Here is a 20,391-nt window from a genome sequence, read left to right on the forward strand (position 1 = left end):
TTACAATAGCGCTTACATTTTCTATAATTGAAACGTAACATAAATAATTGTGCAATCTAGGAGGATGGAAGATGAATATCCATGAGTATCAAGGGAAAGAAATTTTTCGCTCGATGGGTGTAGCAGTACCGAACGGTTCAGTTGCATATACACCTGAAGAAGCAGTTGAAGTAGCAAAAGGTTTAACAGAAGGCGTGTATGTTGTTAAAGCTCAAATTCACGCTGGTGGCCGTGGAAAAGCGGGCGGCGTTAAAATTGCTAAATCATTAGATGAAGTAGAAAGCTATGCTAAAGAATTATTAGGCAAAGTTTTAGTTACGCATCAAACTGGCCCTGAAGGTAAAGAAATTAAACGCCTTTTAATTGAAGAGGGTTGCGACATTCAAAAAGAATACTACCTAGGTTTTGTATTAGACCGTGCAACAGATTCAGTTGTATTAATGGGATCTGAAGAAGGTGGAACTGAAATTGAAGAAGTAGCAGAAGCTACTCCTGAAAAAATCTTCAAAGAAGTCATCGATCCTGTAGTAGGATTAATGCCTTATCAAGCACGTCGTTTAGCATTCAACATTAATATTCCTAAAGAATCAGTAAATAAAGCAGTTAAAATTATGATGGGATTATATGATGTATTCATCCAAAAAGATGCATCTATCATTGAAATTAACCCATTAGTTACAACAGGTTCTGGCGACGTGCTAGCTTTAGATGCTAAAATTAACTTCGACGCTAATGCTTTATTCCGTCAAAAAGACGTGGTTGAATTACGTGACTTAGACGAAGAAGATCCAAAAGAAATCGAAGCATCTAAATATGATTTATCATACATTGCTTTAGATGGAAATATTGGCTGTATGGTTAACGGTGCGGGTCTTGCGATGGCTACAATGGACACAATTAACCACTTCGGCGGAAATCCTGCGAACTTCTTGGATGTAGGGGGCGGCGCTACGAAAGAAAAAGTTACTGAAGCTTTCAAAATCATTTTAGGTGATGAAAAAGTTGAAGGTATTTTTGTAAATATCTTTGGTGGTATCATGAAATGTGACATTATCGCTGAAGGTGTTGTAGCTGCAGCGAAAGAATTAGAGTTAACGATTCCATTAGTTGTACGTTTAGAAGGTACTAACGTTGAACAAGGTAAAGAAATTCTAAACAATTCTGGATTAGCAATTACTTCAGCTAGCACAATGGCTGAAGGTGCACAAAAAATCGTTGAATTAGTAAAAGAAGCTAAATAGGAAGCGGGGATAAACGTGGGAGTATTTATTGATAAAGATACGAAAGTAATCGTACAAGGTATAACAGGATCAACAGCATTATTTCATACAAAACAAATGATCGAATATGGTACAAAAATCGTTGCAGGTGTTACACCTGGTAAAGGCGGTATGGAAGTTGAAGGCGTACCAGTATTCAATACAGTAGAAGAGGCAGTTAAAGCAACTGGCGCAACAGTTTCAGTAATTTATGTACCAGCACCATTTGCTGCTGATGCAATCGTAGAATGTGTAGATGCAGAGTTAGATTTAGCAATTTGTATCACTGAACACATTCCAGTATTAGATATGGTTAAAGTTAAACGTTATATGCAAGGCAAGAAAACACGTTTAGTTGGACCTAACTGTCCAGGTGTTATTACAGCTGACGAATGTAAAATTGGTATCATGCCAGGTTACATCCATAAAAAAGGACATGTTGGTGTTGTAAGTCGTTCTGGAACATTAACATATGAAGCAGTGCATCAATTAACACAATTAGGTATTGGTCAAACAACAGCAGTAGGTATTGGTGGAGACCCAGTAAACGGTACAAACTTCATCGATGCGTTAGAAGCATTTAATAATGACCCTGAAACATTAGCTGTTGTTATGATTGGTGAAATCGGTGGAACAGCAGAAGAAGAAGCTGCTGAATGGGTTAAAGCCAATATGACAAAACCAGTTGTAGGATTTATCGGTGGGCAAACAGCTCCTCCAGGAAAACGTATGGGACATGCTGGTGCAATCATCTCTGGTGGTAAAGGTACGGCTGCAGAGAAGATTAAAGCAATGAATGCTTGTGGTATTAAAACAGCAGCAACACCATCTGATATCGGTTCAACATTAGTAGAACGCATTAAAGAAGAAGATGGGTTATACGAAAAATGTTTAACAGTTAAATAATAAATGTTAGTAAGCTGAGACTCAATTAAGGGTCTTGGCTTTTTTATTTAGAGAAATTCAGGAGAAAATGTTTCAATAATATGTACTAAATAAATCAATTAGGGATATTACAATATTAGAAAATAAGTGATAATTTTTTACATATATTATGAAATAAAAGAGTAGGAAAATATTTTAATCCTAAAATTTTTATTAAATCTCAATAATATTATGAATTAATTTAACAATGAGTTAATATCAAACAATTATTGTAATGTTTGAGGTGATAAAAATGAATTATTCACATGAAGAGCAACTCATATTAAGGCTCATCGCATCTGGATTTACGACGCAACAACTTCATAAAATAAAACAGAACTTTAATACATTTGATTTACATTATAAACGTGTCTTTCCGATATTAAATAATTTATTTAATCGGGATAATAAATTATATATAAAAATTCTACGATTCAATTCACTTAGTATTGAGGAAATACACCACGCTTTATCATCCCGTTTTATTACACCTGTATTTTACAATTCTGATCAATATCCATATTTATTAAAACAAGTTCATGATTTTCCCTTTTTGATTTTCTGTAAAGGGGACATTTCTATTTTATCGCGTAAGTATTTTTTAGCGATTGTCGGTAGTCGTAATAGAACAGATTATTCGTCAGAAGTGATAGATCATTTTATGCCGCAATTAGTGAAACATAATATTACAATTGTAAGTGGTTTAGCTAAAGGTGCAGATAGTGATGCACATTTAGCTGCAAATTATCATGGCGGCAAAACCATTGGAGTTCTTGGTTTTGGTCATGATTTTTATTATCCTGAAGAGGTGACGTTATTACGACGCAATATGGAATGTCATCATCTTGTTATAAGCGAATATTATCCGACAACACAGATTGCTAAATTTCAATTTCCTGAACGAAATAGAATTATTAGTGGATTATCTCAAGGTGTTTTAATTACTGAAGCACAATTGAGAAGCGGTAGTTTAATAACGTGTGACCAGGCAATAGATCAAAATCGAGAAGTTTACTGCTTGCCTGGCAAGATAACTTCAAAACTTTCTCAAGGTTGTAATCAAAAGATTGCTGAAGGTGCTAAAATAATTGTTCAAGTAGAAGATATTTTAGAAGATTTTATATAGATGAGTTTCTTCTATTATAATTATAATTTTTTAGAAATTTTATCATCTATTTTATTGTTTATATTTTTATTTTAGTATGAATTTAGAAATAAAATTTGACAAGATAGAAATGAAACGTATATTATTTATCATTGAAAAGCAAAACAGTTTTAAAACAAAAGGGGGATATCAAAATGGCAGAGAATCTCGTCATTGTAGAATCGCCTGCAAAAGCAAAAACCATTGAGAAATATTTAGGAAAAAAATTTAAAGTTGTTGCATCGATGGGACATGTTAGGGATTTACCTAGAAGTCAAATGGGTGTGGATACTGAAAACAATTTTGAACCAAGATATATCACGATACGCGGTAAGGGTCCTGTTGTACAGGATTTAAAAAAACATGCGAAAAAAGCGAAGAACGTTTATCTCGCAAGTGACCCGGACCGCGAAGGGGAAGCGATTGCCTGGCATTTAGCACATATTTTAGATATAGATCAATCAGCAAAATCTCGCGTTGTATTTAATGAGATAACTAAAGATGCTGTTAAAGAAAGCTTTAAAAATCCACGTGAGATTAAGCATGAATTAGTTGATGCCCAACAGGCGCGACGTGTATTAGACCGTCTCGTTGGTTATAATATCTCGCCTGTATTATGGAAAAAAGTTAAGAAAGGTCTATCTGCTGGTCGCGTTCAATCTGTTGCATTGAAACTCATCATCGATCGAGAAGAAGAGATTAATGCTTTTAAACCCGAGGAATACTGGACAATTGATGGATTATTTTCATTTAAAAATAAAGAATTTAAAGCAAAGTTTTTGCATGAATCAAACAAACCGAAAAAGCTAACGAACGATAAAGATGTTAAAGCGATTGTTAGTCAGTTAAAGACGGATATGTTTGAGGTAATGGATGTTACTAAGAAAGAAAAACTGAGAAATCCTGCTTTGCCTTTTACAACGAGTTCTTTGCAACAGGAAGCTGCACGTAAACTCAACTTTAAAGCGCGTAAAACGATGATGTTGGCGCAACAATTATACGAAGGGATAGACCTTAAGAAGCAAGGTACTGTAGGTTTAATAACGTATATGCGTACGGATTCAACACGTATCTCTGATACAGCAAAGACTGAAGCTGCTGGCTACATTGAAGAAAAGTTTGGTAAAGAATATTTATCTAAACGAAAAGCGAGCGCTAAAGGTGGTGCACAAGATGCTCACGAAGCAGTACGTCCAACTTCAGCACTTCGAACACCGACTGAAATGAAAGCTTATTTATCACGAGACCAGCTTCGACTATATAAATTAATTTGGGAACGATTTATGGCAAGCCAAATGGCGCCAGCTGTTATTGATACTGTAAGCGTCGACCTTGTTCAGGATAATATTAAATTCCGTGCGAATGGTCAGACGATTAAATTTAAAGGGTTTATGAGTGTATACGTTGAAGGTAATGATGAAGATAAAGAGGAAGACGAAAACAGATTACCTGAACTGAATATCGGCGATAAAGTAAAAGCAGTAAATATTGAAGAAAATCAACATTTTACTCAGCCACCGCCACGGTATACTGAAGCGCGTCTTGTTAAAACTTTAGAAGAAAAAGGAATCGGTCGACCATCTACATATGCACCGACGATTGATACGATTCAAAAACGTAATTATGTTAAAGTTGATCAGAAAAAATTCTATCCGACAGAACTCGGACAAATCGTTCATGAATCTGTAAAAGAATACTTTCCGGAGATTATTGATGTTGATTTTACAGTAAATATGGAAACGCTTCTTGATAGAGTTGCGAACGGAGAGATAGAGTGGAAAAAAGTTATTTCAACTTTCTATGGTGACTTTAAGACACATGTTGATCGTGCAGAACAAGAAATGGAAAAAATTGAAATCAAGGATGAGCCAGCAGGTGAAGATTGCGAAAAATGTGGTTCACCTATGGTTTATAAAATGGGTAGATACGGAAAATTTATGGCATGTTCAAATTTTCCTGATTGTCGTAACACGAAAGCAATTGTCAAGACAATCGGTGTACCATGTCCTAAATGTAACGATGGTGAAGTCGTAGAACGTAAATCGAAGAAGAATAGAATCTTTTATGGTTGCAGTAACTTTCCGGAATGTGATTACTTATCATGGGATAAACCGATCGCACGTAAATGTCCGAAATGTGATACTCAACTTGTAGAACGTAAAAAAGGCAAGCAAACGCAAGTCGTATGTACAAATTGTGATTACGACGAGAAAGCACAATAAAAAATGTGCACATCAAATATACAGATGTGCACATTTTTTTGTCTTTGTAAATTTTCTATTAAGAATTAGACAAATTTATAATAAATTCAGATAAATCTCTTTTTAAAAATGTGAAAATATATTACAATCGGGTAGGACTTAGAGGAGGAATAAAATGAAGACAGTAAATATCATTGGTGCAGGTTTAGCAGGTTCTGAGGCTGCATATCAATTAGCAAAACGAGACGTGAAAGTTAAATTATATGAAATGCGCCTAGTCAAACAGACCCCGGCACATCATACAGATAAATTTGCAGAGTTAGTATGTTCTAATTCACTACGAGGCAACGCACTTACAAATGCAGTAGGTGTATTAAAGGAAGAAATGAGACGCCTGGATTCATTAGTAATTAAAGCTGCCGATAATGCTTCAGTTCCAGCAGGAGGTGCATTAGCTGTTGATCGACATGAATTCAGTGGATATATTACTGACACTTTAAAAAATCATCCGAATATTGAAGTAATCAATGAAGAAATAACGAGTGTTCCTGCCGGTCCAACCATCATTGCAACCGGTCCTTTAACGACTGAAAACTTGAGTAAAGATATCCAACGCTTAACTGGACAAGAACATCTTTATTTTTATGATGCGGCTGCTCCTATCATTGAAAAGGATTCAATTAATATGGAAAAAGTTTATTTAAAGTCACGTTACGACAAAGGTGAAGCTGCTTATTTAAATTGTCCGATGACAGAAGAAGAATTTAAAAGATTCTATGATGCATTACTTGAAGCAGAAGTTGTTCCATTAAAAGAATTTGAAAAAGAAATTTATTTCGAAGGTTGTATGCCATTTGAAGAAATGGCTAAACGCGGTCGAAAAACTTTATTATTTGGACCAATGAAACCTGTTGGGTTAGAAGATCCTAAAACGGGAAAACGACCATATGCAGTTGTTCAATTACGTCAGGATGATGCTGCTGGAACTTTGTATAATATTGTAGGTTTCCAGACACATCTTAAATGGGGGGCACAAAAAGAAATATTAAAGTTAATTCCAGGTTTAGAAAATGTGGAAGTAGTCAGATATGGCGTTATGCATCGTAACACATTTATTAATTCACCGACTAATTTACAACAGACATATCAATTCAAAGGAAACGATGATTTATTTTTAGCTGGCCAGATGACTGGTGTTGAAGGATACGTGGAATCAGCAGCGAGTGGATTAGTTGCAGGTATAAATATGGCTAAGCATATTAGTGGTGCAGCTCCTGTTTTATTTCCTGAAAAAACAGTAATCGGTTCAATGGCATATTACATTACGCATACGAACAGTAAAAACTTTCAGCCGATGAATGCCAACTTTGGACTTCTGCCAAATTTAGATACACGTATAAAAGATAAAAAAGAGCGTTATGAAGCACTTGCTGATCGTGCGTTAACTACTTTAGAACATTTTAAAGTAACACTTTAATTTATTGATAGAAATCATTTCAAAATAAAAATGAATTGTGTTACAATTCAGATAAATAGGGGTGAAAGTATGATAAACACTGAAGTTAAAGTATTTCTTAAATATTTAGAACAAGAACGCAACTTTTCAGAGCATACGATTGCTGCCTATGAAAATGATTTACAGGATTTTTTAATCTTTTTACAAAAAGAATGTTTAACGATATCAATTTTTGAGTATCGAGATGCGAGAAATTATTTAGTCCACATGTATAACAGAGGACTTAAAAGAACGACTGTTTCCAGACATATCTCATCATTAAGGTCATTTTATAAATATTTATATCAGGATTCAGAAAAAGTTAATCCTTTTAATCAGCTCGTTCATCCAAAACAAGAAAAATATTTACCTAAATTTTTTTATGAAGAAGAGATGGCGCAATTATTTGAAGCGATCGACACATCGAAACCTTTTTATACGCGTGATAAAGTAATTTTGGAATTACTTTATGCCACAGGTATACGTGCGGCAGAATTAACGAATCTTAAACTTACGGATCTTGACCAGCAAATGATGATGCTAAAAGTTCGAGGTAAGGGGAACAAAGAAAGAATAGTGCCATATGGTGCATTTGCACAAAGTGCCATTGAAGATTATCTTGTATTGAGAGAAACCCGTAAAATTGATCATGATTATTTATTGATAAATAACAGAAATGCCCCGTTAACTGAAAGGGGCGTTCGTTATGTCTTAGACCAAATCGTAAAGAGAGCATCTGGACCGAATGAAATACATCCACATAAATTGAGACATACATTTGCCACTCATTTATTAAATAACGGTGCAGATTTACGAACGGTGCAGGATTTACTCGGTCACGTTAACTTATCTACAACTGGAAAGTATACACATGTCACAAAAGAACATCTTAGAAAATCTTATTTAAATGCACATCCTAGAGCTTAAGGAGCTGATATTTTGAATAACCAATTACATGCTACAACGATATTTGCAATACGTCATAATAATCAATGTGCTATGAGTGGTGATGGACAAGTCACACTCGGTCAACAAGTTATCATGAAACAAACTGCACGCAAAGTGCGAAGATTATTTAATGATGAAGTAGTTGCCGGTTTTGCAGGTAGTGTGGCAGATGCATTTACATTGTTTGAAAAATTTGAAATGAAATTACATGAATATAATGGCAATTTATCACGTGCAGCTGTGGAACTTGCTAAAGAATGGCGTGGCGATAAAATGTTACGACAATTGGAAGCAATGTTAATCGTGATGAATAAAAATGAATTACTAGTTGTTAGTGGGACTGGTGAAGTGATACAACCAGATGACGATATTATCGCAATTGGTTCTGGAGGCAATTACGCACTTAGCGCAGGACGCGCTTTGAAAAAGCATGCTAGTCATTTAAGTGCAAAGGAAATTGCATTGGCGTCTCTTGAAATTGCTGCAGATATTTGTGTGTTTACAAACCATAATATTATCGTTGAAGAATTATAGTTGGAGGGTTAAACTTGGATAAAAATAATTTAACACCGAAAGCAATTGTTGCAAGTCTTGATGAACATATTGTAGGACAAGCTGATGCTAAAAGAAAAGTTGCGATCAGTTTACGCAATCGTTATCGTCGTATGGCTTTAGATGAAACCATGCAAAAAGAAATTATTCCGAAAAATATTCTTATGATTGGACCTACTGGTGTCGGTAAAACAGAAATTGCACGACGTATGGCGACCCTAGTTGGTGCACCATTTGTCAAAGTAGAAGCAACAAAGTATACAGAAGTTGGGTATGTAGGTCGTGATGTAGAAAGCATGATTCGTGATTTAACCGAAAACGGTGTACGATTAATTAAAAATAGAATGAAAAATGAAGTGCGTACTGAAGCAGAAAAAAATGCAACAGAACGTCTCATAAAATTATTAGCACCAGCAATGAAGAAAAAAGAAAAGCAATCTTCTAATCCTTTTGAAATGTTGTTTAATCAAACGATACAACAGGAAGAAGAAGTTGAAGATGTACCTGATGAAAATGTAAAACTTAAACGAAAAGATATTAGAGAAAGACTTTTGGCAGGTCAATTAGAAGATGAGACCGTAAAGATTAAAGTAGAACAGGAAATGAAAGGTTTGGGTATGTTTGGAATGAACGGCTTGCAGGATAACATGCAGGATATGTTCAGTCAGATGATGCCTAAGAAAAAAGTAGAACGTACATTACCTGTATCACGTGCGCGTGAAATTCTTATCGATGAAGAAGCAACGAAATTGATTGATGAAGAGTCTGTACAAGATGAAGCGATTCAGCTTGTAGAAACGATGGGAATTGTCTTTATCGATGAAATTGATAAAATTGCTGGTAGTAATCATGGCGCAGATGTTTCCCGTCAAGGTGTGCAACGTGACATTTTACCAATCGTAGAAGGCAGTGTTGTACAGACGAAATATGGTGCTGTTAATACTGAACATATTTTATTCATCGGTGCTGGCGCTTTCCATGTAACTAAACCTAGTGACTTGATACCAGAATTACAAGGACGTTTTCCAATTCGTGTTGAATTAGAGAAGCTATCTGTAGAGGACTTTATTAAAATATTAAAAGAACCGAAAACATCACTATTAAAACAATATGAAAGTTTAATGCAGACAGAACATGTAACAATCAACTTTACAGATGAAGCAATAGAGAAGCTTGCTCAAATTGCATATGATGTCAACCAGGAAACGGATAATATCGGAGCACGTCGTTTGCACACGATATTAGAAAAAATGCTTGAAGATTTATCGTATGAAGCGCCTGATATGCCGCATGCAACGGTTGAAATCACTGCGCAATATGTTGAGTCTAAGCTTGGAACAATTGCTAAAAATAAAGATTTAAGTGAATTTATATTATAAGAATCCTTAAATGAAAAAGTTAAATATTAAATAAATATAAAATATATTTTAAAGGAGAATCATTATGTCATTATTAAAAAGAACGCGTGAAATCAATCAGTTATTACAAGAACATAAAGGTTTAGCAGTTGATTTTAAAGAGATGGCCGATCAATTAGGTTCGACGATGCAGTCCAATGTATTCATCTTGTCTCGTCGCGGTAAATTATTAGGATTTGGTGTTAATGAACTTTTAAAAAATGAACGTATCATTAAAATGCTTGAAGAACGCCAATTCCCAAAAGAATACGTTGATTTATTACTAGAAGTTGATGCTACTAAAAGCAATATTACATTAGATAATAAATTAACAGTTTTCCCACCTGAAAATGAGGAACTATTTAAAAAGTCAAATACAGTCGTTATACCTATTAAGGGTGGCGGTACACGTTTAGGTACTTTAGTGCTTGGCCGAGTAGACAAAGATTATGATGATAACGATCTTGTATTAGGAGAATATGCTGCAACAGTGGTTGGTATGGAAATTTTAAGAGAAAAGCATGCGGATATTGAAAAGATTGCCCGCGATAAAGCAGCGATCAATATGGCAATCAGTTCACTTTCATATTCAGAAAAAGAAGCAATTGAACATATCTTTGAAGAACTTGGTGCTAATGAAGGATTACTTGTTGCATCAAAAGTTGCAGACCGTGTTGGGATAACACGTTCAGTGATTGTTAACGCATTAAGAAAATTAGAATCTGCGGGTGTTATTGAATCTCGTTCATTAGGAATGAAAGGTACATTTATTAAAATTAAGAAAGAAAAGTTCTTAGAAGAATTAGCAAATGCACATTAAAATAAAAAAGGTACACGTTTCATCACTATTTTACATTTAAAGTATTGATGAACGTGTTTTTTTATGATATATTTACATATGGCTTGAAAAAAGCCAAATTCACACACTATAGATGAATATTTTGGATGGTGCAACGTAAGTTGTTTCCAAAGTTGCCTGTAGTGGAGGAATAAAACCAATTAGGAGGAAAATAAAATGGCAGTAATCTCAATGAAACAATTGTTAGAAGCTGGTGTACACTTTGGTCACCAAACACGTCGCTGGAACCCGAAAATGAAGAAATATATCTTCACAGAAAGAAACGGTATCTACATTATCGACTTACAAAAAACAGTTAAAAAAGTTGAAGAAGCATACAACTTTATGAAATCTGTTTCTGAAGAAGGTGGTACTGTATTATTCGTAGGTACTAAAAAACAAGCACAAGATGCGATCAAAGACGAAGCAATTCGTTCTGGTCAATTCTTTATCAACGAACGTTGGTTAGGTGGAACTTTAACGAACTATAAAACAATTAACAAACGTGTTAAACGTATTTCTGAAATTGAAAAAATGGAAGAAGACGGTACATTCGACGTACTTCCTAAAAAAGAAGTTGTTGAACTTAAAAAAGAATATGATCGTTTAATCAAATTCTTAGGCGGAATTCGTGAAATGAAATCAATGCCTGCAGCATTATTCGTAGTTGACCCTCGTAAAGAGCGTAACGCGATAGCTGAAGCTAAAAAATTACACATTCCTATCGTTGGTATCGTTGATACAAACTGTGATCCAGACGAAATCGATTATGTTATCCCAGCAAATGATGACGCAATCCGTGCCGTTAAATTATTAACTGGTAAAATGGCAGATGCTATCTTAGAAGGACGTCAAGGCGTTTCTAATGAAGAAGTAGCTGCTGAACAAAATATCGATTTAACTGAAACTGCTGAAGAGCCTGCTGCAGAAGCAACAGAAACTACAGAAGCATAAGTTTTAAAATGAAGGTGATAAGTGTATAACATTTATCACTTTTTTTAAGAATTAATACTTTACTTTAGCGTTTTTCGCTTGAGTTTAGTATTATTATATTGTAAAAACACAAATTCTTTGGAGGTATTATATAATGGCTATTACAGCACAATTAGTTAAACAATTACGTGAAAGAACAGGCGCAGGTATGATGGACTGCAAAAAAGCATTAACTGAAACAAACGGAGATATCGACGCAGCTGTTGATTACTTACGTGAAAAAGGTATTGCTAAAGCAGCTAAGAAAGCTGACCGTATCGCAGCAGAAGGTACTACTTATGTAGCTTCTAAAGGAAACGATGCAGTATTATTAGAATTAAACTCTGAGACTGACTTCGTTGCACGTAATGAAGGCTTCCAAGCTTTAGTTAAAGAAATCGCTGATCACATTTTAGCAACAAAACCTGCAGATTTAGATGCTTTAATGACTTCTGAAATCGAAGCAGGTAAAACTGTCGATACTAAAATGAACGAAGCAATCTCTACTATCGGTGAAAAATTAACTTTACGTCGTTTCGTATTAGTATCTAAAACAGATGCAGATACATTCGGTGAATACTTACACATGGGTGGACGTATCGGTGTATTAGCTTTAGTTGAAAACTCAACTGACGCTGAAGGTGCTAAAGACGTTGCGATGCATATCGCTGCTTTAAACCCTAAATTCGTATCTCGTGAACAAGTTTCTGCTGAAGAATTAGAACACGAAAAGAACGTATTAAAACAACAAGCTTTAAATGAAGGTAAACCTGAAAATATCGTAGAAAAAATGGTTGAAGGTCGTCTACGTAAATATTTAGAAGAAATTTGTGCAGTTGACCAACCATTCGTTAAGAATCCAGATCAAACAGTTGCTGAATTCTTAAAATCTAAAGGTGGCACTTTAAAATCATTCGTACGTTATGAAGTTGGAGAAGGTATCGAGAAGCGTCAAGATAACTTTGCTGATGAAGTAATGGGACAAATGGGTAAATAATATGAATCAAAGACACTTCGGTGTCTTTTTTTATACATATTGAATAAATGTAAGGTTTATTCTGATTTTCTTTTCATTCATATTTATTTATTGGTATAATACTTATAGTTTTGTGTATAATAGAATTTAAATTAATGCAGTTTTTTGAGTTAATAAACGATGAAACTGAGCATTAATATCATTGAGAGGGCGGAGTTAATAAAATGAAAGAATTATCTAAATACAAACGTGTCGTATTAAAATTAAGTGGAGAAGCACTTGCTGGAGAAACTGGTTTTGGTATCAATCCTTTCGTTATAAAAAGTATTGCTGAGCAAGTAGCAGAAGTTGCTAAAATGGATTGTGAAGTTGCAGTTATCGTTGGCGGAGGTAACATCTGGCGCGGTAAAACAGGTAGTGACTTAGGTATGGACAGAGGTACAGCTGACTACATGGGTATGCTTGCAACGGTAATGAATTCTTTAGCCCTGCAGGATTCATTAGAACAATTAGACTGTGATACTCGCGTGTTAACATCAATCGAAATGAAACAAGTTGCTGAGCCGTATATTAGACGTCGTGCGATTCGTCATTTAGAAAAAGGCCGTGTTGTAATATTTGCAGCAGGTATCGGTAATCCTTACTTCTCAACAGATACAACAGCAGCTTTACGTGCAGCTGAAATGGAAGCTGATGTTATTCTTATGGGTAAAAATAATGTAGATGGTGTTTATTCTGCAGATCCTAAAGTAGATCCGAATGCAGTTAAGTATGAAAGATTAACATATATCCAAATGTTGCAGGAAGGATTACAAGTAATGGATTCTACTGCAAGCTCGTTCTGTATGGATAACGATATTCCTTTAGTTGTATTTTCTATTATGGAGGATGGCAATATTAAACGTGCAATTATGGGTGAAGAAATTGGTACGACGATTACGAAATAATTTGGTATAATTAAATTATCAATGATATAAAAGGAGATTCATAATGACGACTGAAATAATTAATGACTTAAAGTCTAAAATGGAAAAAAGTATTGAAAGCCTAGTTCGTGAATTTGCTGGTATTCGTGCAGGACACGCAAATGCGAATTTATTAGAACGCGTATCTGTAAACTACTATGGTGCTGATACTCCTGTTCAACAATTAGCTGGTATCTCTGTACCAGAACCAAGAATGTTACTTGTAACACCATATGATAAAACTTCAATCGATGATATTTTAAAAGCAATTAATATGGCAAACTTAGGTGTTAATCCTACTTCAGATGGAAACGTAATCCGTATTACAGTGCCTGCATTAACTGAAGAACGCCGTAAAGAATTAGTTAAAGAAGCGAAAAAAGAAGCTGAAAATGCTAAAGTTGCAATCCGAAATATTCGTCGTGATGCAAATGATGCTTTAAAGAAAGCTGAAAAGAACGGTGAATTAACAGAAGATGATTTGAAATCATTTACTGATGATGTGCAAACTGAAACAGATAATCACATTAAAAAGATTGATGCATTAACAGCTGAAAAAGAAAGCAGTATTTTAGAAGTTTAATCGTTTATATTTAGGCTGAGATAATTGTAACTTTATCTCAGTCTTTTTTTGTCCTTTTTTCTGTATATCCATGTCACTCTGTTAGATTTATGATAGAATATATTAATAATGTTTTGAATTTGGAGGACATCATGATTCCTTTCTTTAAAAGAAATAATAAAAAAAGAAATATAGATAAGAATAATAAACAAACACAAGTATCTGCAGAAGCCGTTCCAACGCATATTGCAATTATTATGGATGGTAACGGAAGATGGGCAAAACAGCGCAATATGCCACGAATTAAAGGGCATTATGAAGGGATGCAGACTGTTAAAGCAATAACGCGACACGCAAGTGATATAGGTGTTAATTATTTAACACTCTATGCTTTTTCTACTGAAAACTGGTCACGACCTAAAGATGAAGTAAATTATCTAATGAAATTACCAGGTGATTTTCTTTCAACATTTTTACCGGAACTGATTGAGAAAAATGTAAAAGTAGAAACAATCGGCTTTATCGATCAGCTTCCTGACCATACGCGTAAAGCTGTACTTGAAGCAAAAGAAAAAACGAAAAATAATAGTGGTTTAACATTAGTCTTTGCTTTAAACTACGGTGGACGTAAAGAAATTGTATCTGCAGTACAGTTAATTGCTGAACGATATAAAGATAACCAGATTGATTTAAGTGAAATTAATGAAGATACTTTTGCAGATTATTTATTTACAAAAGATATACCTGATCCTGAGTTATTGATAAGAACATCTGGAGAAGAGCGATTAAGTAACTTTTTAATCTGGCAATCCTCATATAGTGAATTTGTATTTGAAGACACTTTATGGCCTGATTTCGATGCAGAAGCACTGGATCGTTGTATAGAAGAATACCATAGCCGACATAGACGTTTCGGTGGATTATAAGGAGTAAATAATGAAAACGAGAACAATAACAGCAATCATTGCTATGGCAATTTTCTTACCTGTTGTTATATATGGCCAGTTACCATTACTGATAATGGCATATTTATTAGCAATTGTTGCATTAAAAGAAGTATTAAATATGAAAAATATTAAGCTCTATTCATTGCCTGGTATATTTAGTGTAGTAGCTTTATGTTTAATTATGTCGCCGCAAAAAAGTGATCTTGTTTCCTTAGATTACCAAGTACCATTCTTGACAATAATGAGTTTAATTATGCTGAGCTATACCGTAATGTCTAAAAACCGCTTTAACTTTGTAGATGCTGCGTTTTGTATGCTGGCAGTTGCATATATCGGTATTGGCTTTATGTATTTTTATGAAACACGCGCAGCAGAGAATGGATTAGTCTTTATATTATATGCATTATTAGTTGTCTGGGTCACAGATACTGGCGCATATATTTTTGGAAGATTATTTGGTAAACATAAATTATGGCCGGAGATTAGTCCAAACAAAACAATTGAAGGTTTTGTCGGCGGTATTGCATGTAGTACGATTATTGCAGTCATCTTCAGCATAAACTATGATATGCCACTTTCTATTATGCCATTAATACTCGTAACGTGGTTATTCAGTATGTTCGGCCAGTTAGGTGATTTAGTGGAATCTGCATTAAAGCGACATTTTGATGTGAAAGACTCTGGAAACTTATTACCGGGTCACGGTGGTATATTAGATCGATTTGATTCATTTATCTTTGTATTACCTTTGATGAATATACTTCTTATTAATTTTCAGTAATAAACACGTAGATATAAATGCTACGTGTTTTTCTTTTTGAAAGTATAAAGTAGGTGTTCATTTTATTTTATGATAGAATTAAACTAATATATTTTAGAATAAGGTGAAGTCATGAAACATATAGGAATATTAGGAGCAAGTGGCTCTGTTGGAATGCAAGGGTTAGACATCATTCGTGAGCATTCGGATAGCTTTAAACTCGTAAGTTTTGCAGTTGGTAAATCAGTAGAAGTTGCACAGAACATTATCGATGAATTTGAACCGGATATTTGCTGTATTCAAAATGAATCTGATTTAAATAAACTTAATTTAAAAGGAAAACAGATTGAAGTTGTATTTGGAGATGAAGGTTTATTAAAGGTTGCAGGTTATGAAAAAAATGATATATTACTCAATTCTATTTTAGGGAGTGTAGGGTTAAAGCCTACATTACACGCCATTGATAACGGCATAGATATTGCCCTCGCTAACAAAGAAACGCTTGTTGTTGCAGGAGAGATTGTTATGCAGCGTGCTAGAGAAAAGGGGGTAAACATATTACCTGTAGATTCTGAGCATTCAGCAATATTTCAATGTCTAAACGGTGAAAATCATAAAAATATTGAAAAACTGATTATTACAGCTAGTGGCGGATCTTTTAGAGATAAGACGCGTGAACAGTTAAAAGATGTAACGCTTGAAGATGCATTAAATCATCCCAACTGGTCAATGGGTAAGAAAATAACGATAGATAGTGCGACGATGATGAATAAGGGCTTAGAGGTTATCGAAGCAAAATGGTTATTTGACCTGCCAATCGAGAAGATTGAAACAATATTACATAAACAAAGTATTATACATTCTATGGTTGAATTTAACGATACAAGTGTTATTGCGCAACTAGGGACACCAGATATGCGTATGCCAATTTTGTATGCATTCAGCTATCCAGATCGCAAACCGCGTAATGCCGAACGACTAGATTTAGCACAAGTTGGCACGCTTGATTTCAAAAAAATGGATTTAGAACGCTATAAATGTCTAGCACTTGCATATCGTGCAATCGAAGTAGGTGGGACTTTACCTGTTGTGATGAATGCAGTAAATGAAGTAGCAGTTCAACTGTTCCTGGATGGAAAAATATCATTTTTAGATATAGAAACAATCATAGAGCGTGAAATGGATGCACATATCGTGACAGAAAATCCAGGTTTAGATACAATTTTAGCAGTAGACGCAGACTATAAATCAAGAAATTACGAGGTGTAATATGGGGATTATTGCTTTTATTATAATATTTGGTTTGCTCGTAACCGTGCATGAATATGGACATCTACTCTTTGCAAAGAGAGCAGGGATTATGTGTCCGGAATTTGCAATCGGTATGGGACCAAAAATATTTTCTTACAAAAAAGATGAAACGTTATATACGATCAGACTTTTGCCGGTAGGTGGCTATGTCATGATGGCAGGAAGCGGAATGGAACAAAATCCGTTAACAGAAGGTATGACAGTCAACATTAAACGCAATGAAGCTGGTGAAGTAACACATATTTTATTAGATGATCAGCATCAGTTTCAACAGATTGAACAGCTTGAAGTAACTGACTCTGATTTTGAAGAACGATTATTTATTGAAGGTATCAATCAATACACAAATGAACAAGTGAGATATAGTGTGGCACATGAAGCGTACTTTGTACGTGAAGGAGATTTAATTCAGATTGCGCCACTAGAACGTCAATTTAAGAATAAGAAACCATGGCCAAAATTCCTGGCACTTTTTGCAGGACCATTGTTTAACTTTATTTTAGCTTTTGTGTTGTTTTTAGCACTTGCTTTTATGGTAGGGGCACCGACAACGACGATTAGTGGTGTTGCTAAAGAAAGTCCGGCACAGGAAGTGGGACTTAAAAAAGGTGATACGATAAAGCAGTTAAATGGTGAAAAAGTAACAAATTTTAATCAAATAAAAAACTTTTTAAATCAAAATGGTGGAAAAACCATTAAGGTAATCGTTGATCGTGCTGGTCAGGAAAAGACATTTGACTTAAAGCCGAAGCTGATGAAACAGGAAGTAAGTAAAGGAAAAAGTTTAGAACGATATGTCATTGGGTTTGAATCGGAGTTAGGTGGGAGTTTCTTAGATAAATTACTATACGGTATCACGATGACGATTGAAGGTGCTACAAAGATTTTCACCTTACTTGGTATCATGTTTGCTTCTATATTCAATGGTACGTTCTCATTTGATATGCTGAATGGTCCGGTTGGTATATATAAGAATACTGAAAAAGTTGCTAGTATGGGTTTAGAAAGCTTGATTTTTTATACTGCAATGCTTTCAGTCAACTTAGGGATTATGAATTTATTACCTATACCAGCGCTTGATGGGGGTAGAATTTTATTTGTGATTTATGAAGCGATTTTTAGAAAGCCCGTCAATAAAAAAGCAGAAATGTATATTGTCGCAGCTGGTGCGATATTCGTATTCTTTGTCATGATCATGGTAACATGGAATGACATTTCAAGATATTTCTTAAAATAATGATGATCCGACTTCGGTCGGATTTTTTTATGTTTTTGATTCGTGTTATATAAACTTGGTAAGTAACAATATTTATATTATGTTAACTTATATTTTTGTTTAACAATTAATCAATTTATTATATGATATATATATTATCGAAATTCAAGGAGGCAGCTATGAAACAGAGTAAAATGTTCATTCCAACATTAAGAGAAGTACCAAACGATGCTGATTCAAAAAGTCATCAGCTATTACTAAAAGCAGGTATGATAAAGCAAGTAGCGAGTGGGGTATATAGTTACTTACCGATTGCTAAGCGTGTACTTAATAAGATTGAAGCAATCGTTCGCGAAGAGATGGAAGCGATTGATGGTGTAGAAATATTAATGCCTGCATTACAGCCTTCTGAATTATGGTCAGAATCTGGTCGCTGGCAGAGTTATGGTGCAGAACTCATGCGTATGACAGATCGTCATGGTCGTGAATTTGCACTCGGACCAACACATGAGGAAATCATAACATCTTTAGTACGTGATGAATTAAAATCATATAAGAAATTACCAGTTACGTTATTCCAGATTCAAAATAAATTCCGTGATGAAAAGCGTCCACGTTTCGGATTGTTGCGTGGTCGTGAATTTATTATGAAAGATGCTTATAGTTTCCATGCAACAGAAGCAAGTTTAGATGAAACATATCAGGATATGTATGATGCGTATTCAAGAATTTTCTCTCGTGTGAATCTTAAATTCCGTCCGGTTATAGCAGATAGTGGAGCGATTGGTGGTAGTCATACACACGAATTTATGGCTTTAGCAGAAATTGGTGAAGATACAATTTGCTATACTGATGAAAGTGACTATGCTGCTAACATTGAAAAAGCTGAAGTGAAATATGTACCAAATATAGAACATACAGAAGAAAAAGCGTTGGACAAGGTACATACACCAGGCGTCAAAACAGCACAGCAATTAGCTGACTTATTAGGTAAACGCTTAGATGAGATAGTAAAATCTATGATTGTAAAAGTTGATGATCAGTTTATCATGTTCTTAATTCGTGGACATCACGAATTAAATGATGTAAAAGTAAAATCATATTTTGGTACTGAAACAGTGGAAATGGCTACAGATGAAGAAATTCAGGCGATTTTAGGTGCTTCACCAGGTTCTCTTGGACCAGTTGGTGTAGAAAAGATTGAGATTTATGCAGATAATAGTGTTCAGGATTTAAATAATTTAGCGGTTGGTGCGAATGAAACGGACTATCACTATGTTAATGCAAACCTTGGACGTGACTTTAATGTTAAAGCATTCGATGACTTCAGGTTTATTTTAGAAGGTGAGATGGCTGCTGATGGTAGTGGGCCGATTAAGTTTGCTGAAGGTATTGAAGTTGGACAAGTATTCAAACTAGGTACGAAATATTCTGAGTCTATGAATGCAACATTCTTAAATGATCAAGGTAGAGCAGAACCGATGATCATGGGTTGCTATGGTATCGGAGTATCTCGTACATTATCAGCAGTTATTGAGCAGCATCATGATGACAAAGGTATCATCTGGCCAACGTCAATTACACCATTTGAGATTCATATTATTACTGCAAATGCGAAACAAGACACACAACGTGAACTAGCAGATCAATTATACGATGCCTATAAACGTGACTATGAAGTATTATATGATGATCGCAATGAGCGTGCAGGTGTTAAGTTTAACGATGCTGATTTAATCGGAGTGCCGGTGCGAATCGTTGTAGGTAAACAAGCAGCAGATGAAATTGTAGAAGTTAAGAACAGACGTACCGGAGAATCATTTGAAGTACCAGTATCAGAACTTGACGCAAAAATTAAAGCAATCTATGCATCATTTGAACATTAATTTGTTATAATAGAAGAAATAAGTGTGGGACTTTTGTC

At 34.8% G+C, this 20,391-nt stretch carries 18 protein-coding genes; all 18 read left to right on the forward strand.

Annotated elements, in window-relative coordinates; genetic code table 11:
- Positions 1–71: 71 nt before the first annotated feature.
- The 18 genes from sucC (at position 72) to KFV12_RS06055 (ending at position 20,353) form a co-directional block, all read left to right on the forward strand.
- Positions 72–1,241 (forward strand): ADP-forming succinate--CoA ligase subunit beta, encoded by a 1,170-nt coding sequence (gene sucC, locus KFV12_RS05970; protein ID WP_111714631.1) that lies wholly within the window; start codon positions 72–74, stop codon positions 1,239–1,241.
- Between the two features lie 15 nt (positions 1,242–1,256).
- Positions 1,257–2,165: a succinate--CoA ligase subunit alpha gene (gene sucD, locus KFV12_RS05975; protein WP_111714633.1), complete on the forward strand. Its 909-nt coding sequence runs from the start codon at positions 1,257–1,259 to the stop codon at positions 2,163–2,165.
- Between the two features lie 271 nt (positions 2,166–2,436).
- Entirely contained in the window at positions 2,437–3,309 is an 873-nt protein-coding gene (dprA, locus tag KFV12_RS05980; RefSeq protein WP_254257551.1) for a DNA-processing protein DprA, read from the forward strand.
- 167 nt (positions 3,310–3,476) lie between these two features.
- A complete protein-coding gene (topA, locus tag KFV12_RS05985; protein ID WP_254257636.1) occupies positions 3,477–5,549 on the forward strand; it encodes a type I DNA topoisomerase in 2,073 nt (690 codons plus the stop codon).
- Between the two features lie 154 nt (positions 5,550–5,703).
- Complete coding sequence (trmFO, locus tag KFV12_RS05990) at positions 5,704–7,005, forward strand: FADH(2)-oxidizing methylenetetrahydrofolate--tRNA-(uracil(54)-C(5))-methyltransferase TrmFO (RefSeq protein WP_254257552.1); 1,302 nt, start codon at positions 5,704–5,706, stop codon at positions 7,003–7,005.
- A gap of 69 nt (positions 7,006–7,074) precedes the next feature.
- Entirely contained in the window at positions 7,075–7,950 is an 876-nt protein-coding gene (gene xerC, locus KFV12_RS05995; RefSeq protein ID WP_436970158.1) for a tyrosine recombinase XerC, read from the forward strand.
- A gap of 9 nt (positions 7,951–7,959) precedes the next feature.
- On the forward strand, positions 7,960–8,505 hold the full coding sequence (gene hslV / locus KFV12_RS06000; protein ID WP_254257638.1) for an ATP-dependent protease subunit HslV: 546 nt from the start codon (positions 7,960–7,962) through the stop codon (positions 8,503–8,505).
- A 14-nt stretch (positions 8,506–8,519) separates the two neighbouring features.
- A complete protein-coding gene (hslU, locus tag KFV12_RS06005; protein WP_254257553.1) occupies positions 8,520–9,902 on the forward strand; it encodes an ATP-dependent protease ATPase subunit HslU in 1,383 nt (460 codons plus the stop codon).
- Between the two features lie 64 nt (positions 9,903–9,966).
- On the forward strand, positions 9,967–10,740 hold the full coding sequence (gene codY / locus KFV12_RS06010; RefSeq protein WP_111714645.1) for a GTP-sensing pleiotropic transcriptional regulator CodY: 774 nt from the start codon (positions 9,967–9,969) through the stop codon (positions 10,738–10,740).
- A 195-nt stretch (positions 10,741–10,935) separates the two neighbouring features.
- Positions 10,936–11,712 (forward strand): 30S ribosomal protein S2, encoded by a 777-nt coding sequence (rpsB, locus tag KFV12_RS06015; RefSeq protein WP_111714646.1) that lies wholly within the window; start codon positions 10,936–10,938, stop codon positions 11,710–11,712.
- Between the two features lie 130 nt (positions 11,713–11,842).
- Positions 11,843–12,727 (forward strand): translation elongation factor Ts, encoded by an 885-nt coding sequence (gene tsf / locus KFV12_RS06020; protein ID WP_254257639.1) that lies wholly within the window; start codon positions 11,843–11,845, stop codon positions 12,725–12,727.
- 203 nt (positions 12,728–12,930) lie between these two features.
- Positions 12,931–13,653, forward strand: coding sequence for a UMP kinase (pyrH, locus tag KFV12_RS06025; protein WP_111714649.1), 723 nt, complete (start codon positions 12,931–12,933; stop codon positions 13,651–13,653).
- A gap of 43 nt (positions 13,654–13,696) precedes the next feature.
- Positions 13,697–14,254: a ribosome recycling factor gene (frr, locus tag KFV12_RS06030; RefSeq protein WP_111714651.1), complete on the forward strand. Its 558-nt coding sequence runs from the start codon at positions 13,697–13,699 to the stop codon at positions 14,252–14,254.
- Between the two features lie 170 nt (positions 14,255–14,424).
- The gene (gene uppS / locus KFV12_RS06035; RefSeq protein ID WP_372486726.1) at positions 14,425–15,159 is read left to right on the forward strand and encodes an undecaprenyl pyrophosphate synthase; all 735 of its coding nucleotides are present in this window, start codon (positions 14,425–14,427) and stop codon (positions 15,157–15,159) included.
- 10 nt (positions 15,160–15,169) lie between these two features.
- Positions 15,170–15,961 (forward strand): phosphatidate cytidylyltransferase, encoded by a 792-nt coding sequence (locus tag KFV12_RS06040; RefSeq protein WP_254257554.1) that lies wholly within the window; start codon positions 15,170–15,172, stop codon positions 15,959–15,961.
- A gap of 111 nt (positions 15,962–16,072) precedes the next feature.
- Entirely contained in the window at positions 16,073–17,209 is a 1,137-nt protein-coding gene (locus KFV12_RS06045) for a 1-deoxy-D-xylulose-5-phosphate reductoisomerase (RefSeq protein ID WP_111714655.1), read from the forward strand.
- 1 nt (position 17,210) lies between these two features.
- Positions 17,211–18,488, forward strand: coding sequence for an RIP metalloprotease RseP (gene rseP / locus KFV12_RS06050; protein WP_111714657.1), 1,278 nt, complete (start codon positions 17,211–17,213; stop codon positions 18,486–18,488).
- A 158-nt stretch (positions 18,489–18,646) separates the two neighbouring features.
- A complete protein-coding gene (locus tag KFV12_RS06055) occupies positions 18,647–20,353 on the forward strand; it encodes a proline--tRNA ligase (protein ID WP_111714658.1) in 1,707 nt (568 codons plus the stop codon).
- Positions 20,354–20,391 lie beyond the last annotated feature (38 nt).

The sequence above is a fragment of the Macrococcus epidermidis genome (assembly GCF_024205965.1).
Classification (GTDB): domain Bacteria; phylum Bacillota; class Bacilli; order Staphylococcales; family Staphylococcaceae; genus Macrococcoides; species Macrococcoides epidermidis.

Excerpts from the sequence above, each read along its gene's own strand:
- pyrH (WP_111714649.1), top strand. The coding sequence starts at position 12,931 with ATGAAAGAATTATCTAAATACAAACGTGTCGTATTAAAATTAAGTGGA.
- KFV12_RS06055 (WP_111714658.1), top strand. The coding sequence starts at position 18,647 with ATGAAACAGAGTAAAATGTTCATTCCAACATTAAGAGAAGTACCAAAC.
- trmFO (WP_254257552.1), top strand. The coding sequence starts at position 5,704 with ATGAAGACAGTAAATATCATTGGTGCAGGTTTAGCAGGTTCTGAGGCT.
- xerC (WP_436970158.1), top strand. The coding sequence starts at position 7,075 with ATGATAAACACTGAAGTTAAAGTATTTCTTAAATATTTAGAACAAGAA.
- codY (WP_111714645.1), top strand. The coding sequence starts at position 9,967 with ATGTCATTATTAAAAAGAACGCGTGAAATCAATCAGTTATTACAAGAA.
- dprA (WP_254257551.1), top strand. The coding sequence starts at position 2,437 with ATGAATTATTCACATGAAGAGCAACTCATATTAAGGCTCATCGCATCT.
- rseP (WP_111714657.1), top strand. The coding sequence starts at position 17,211 with ATGGGGATTATTGCTTTTATTATAATATTTGGTTTGCTCGTAACCGTG.
- sucC (WP_111714631.1), top strand. The coding sequence starts at position 72 with ATGAATATCCATGAGTATCAAGGGAAAGAAATTTTTCGCTCGATGGGT.
- KFV12_RS06040 (WP_254257554.1), top strand. The coding sequence starts at position 15,170 with ATGAAAACGAGAACAATAACAGCAATCATTGCTATGGCAATTTTCTTA.
- rpsB (WP_111714646.1), top strand. The coding sequence starts at position 10,936 with ATGGCAGTAATCTCAATGAAACAATTGTTAGAAGCTGGTGTACACTTT.
- KFV12_RS06045 (WP_111714655.1), top strand. The coding sequence starts at position 16,073 with ATGAAACATATAGGAATATTAGGAGCAAGTGGCTCTGTTGGAATGCAA.
- frr (WP_111714651.1), top strand. The coding sequence starts at position 13,697 with ATGACGACTGAAATAATTAATGACTTAAAGTCTAAAATGGAAAAAAGT.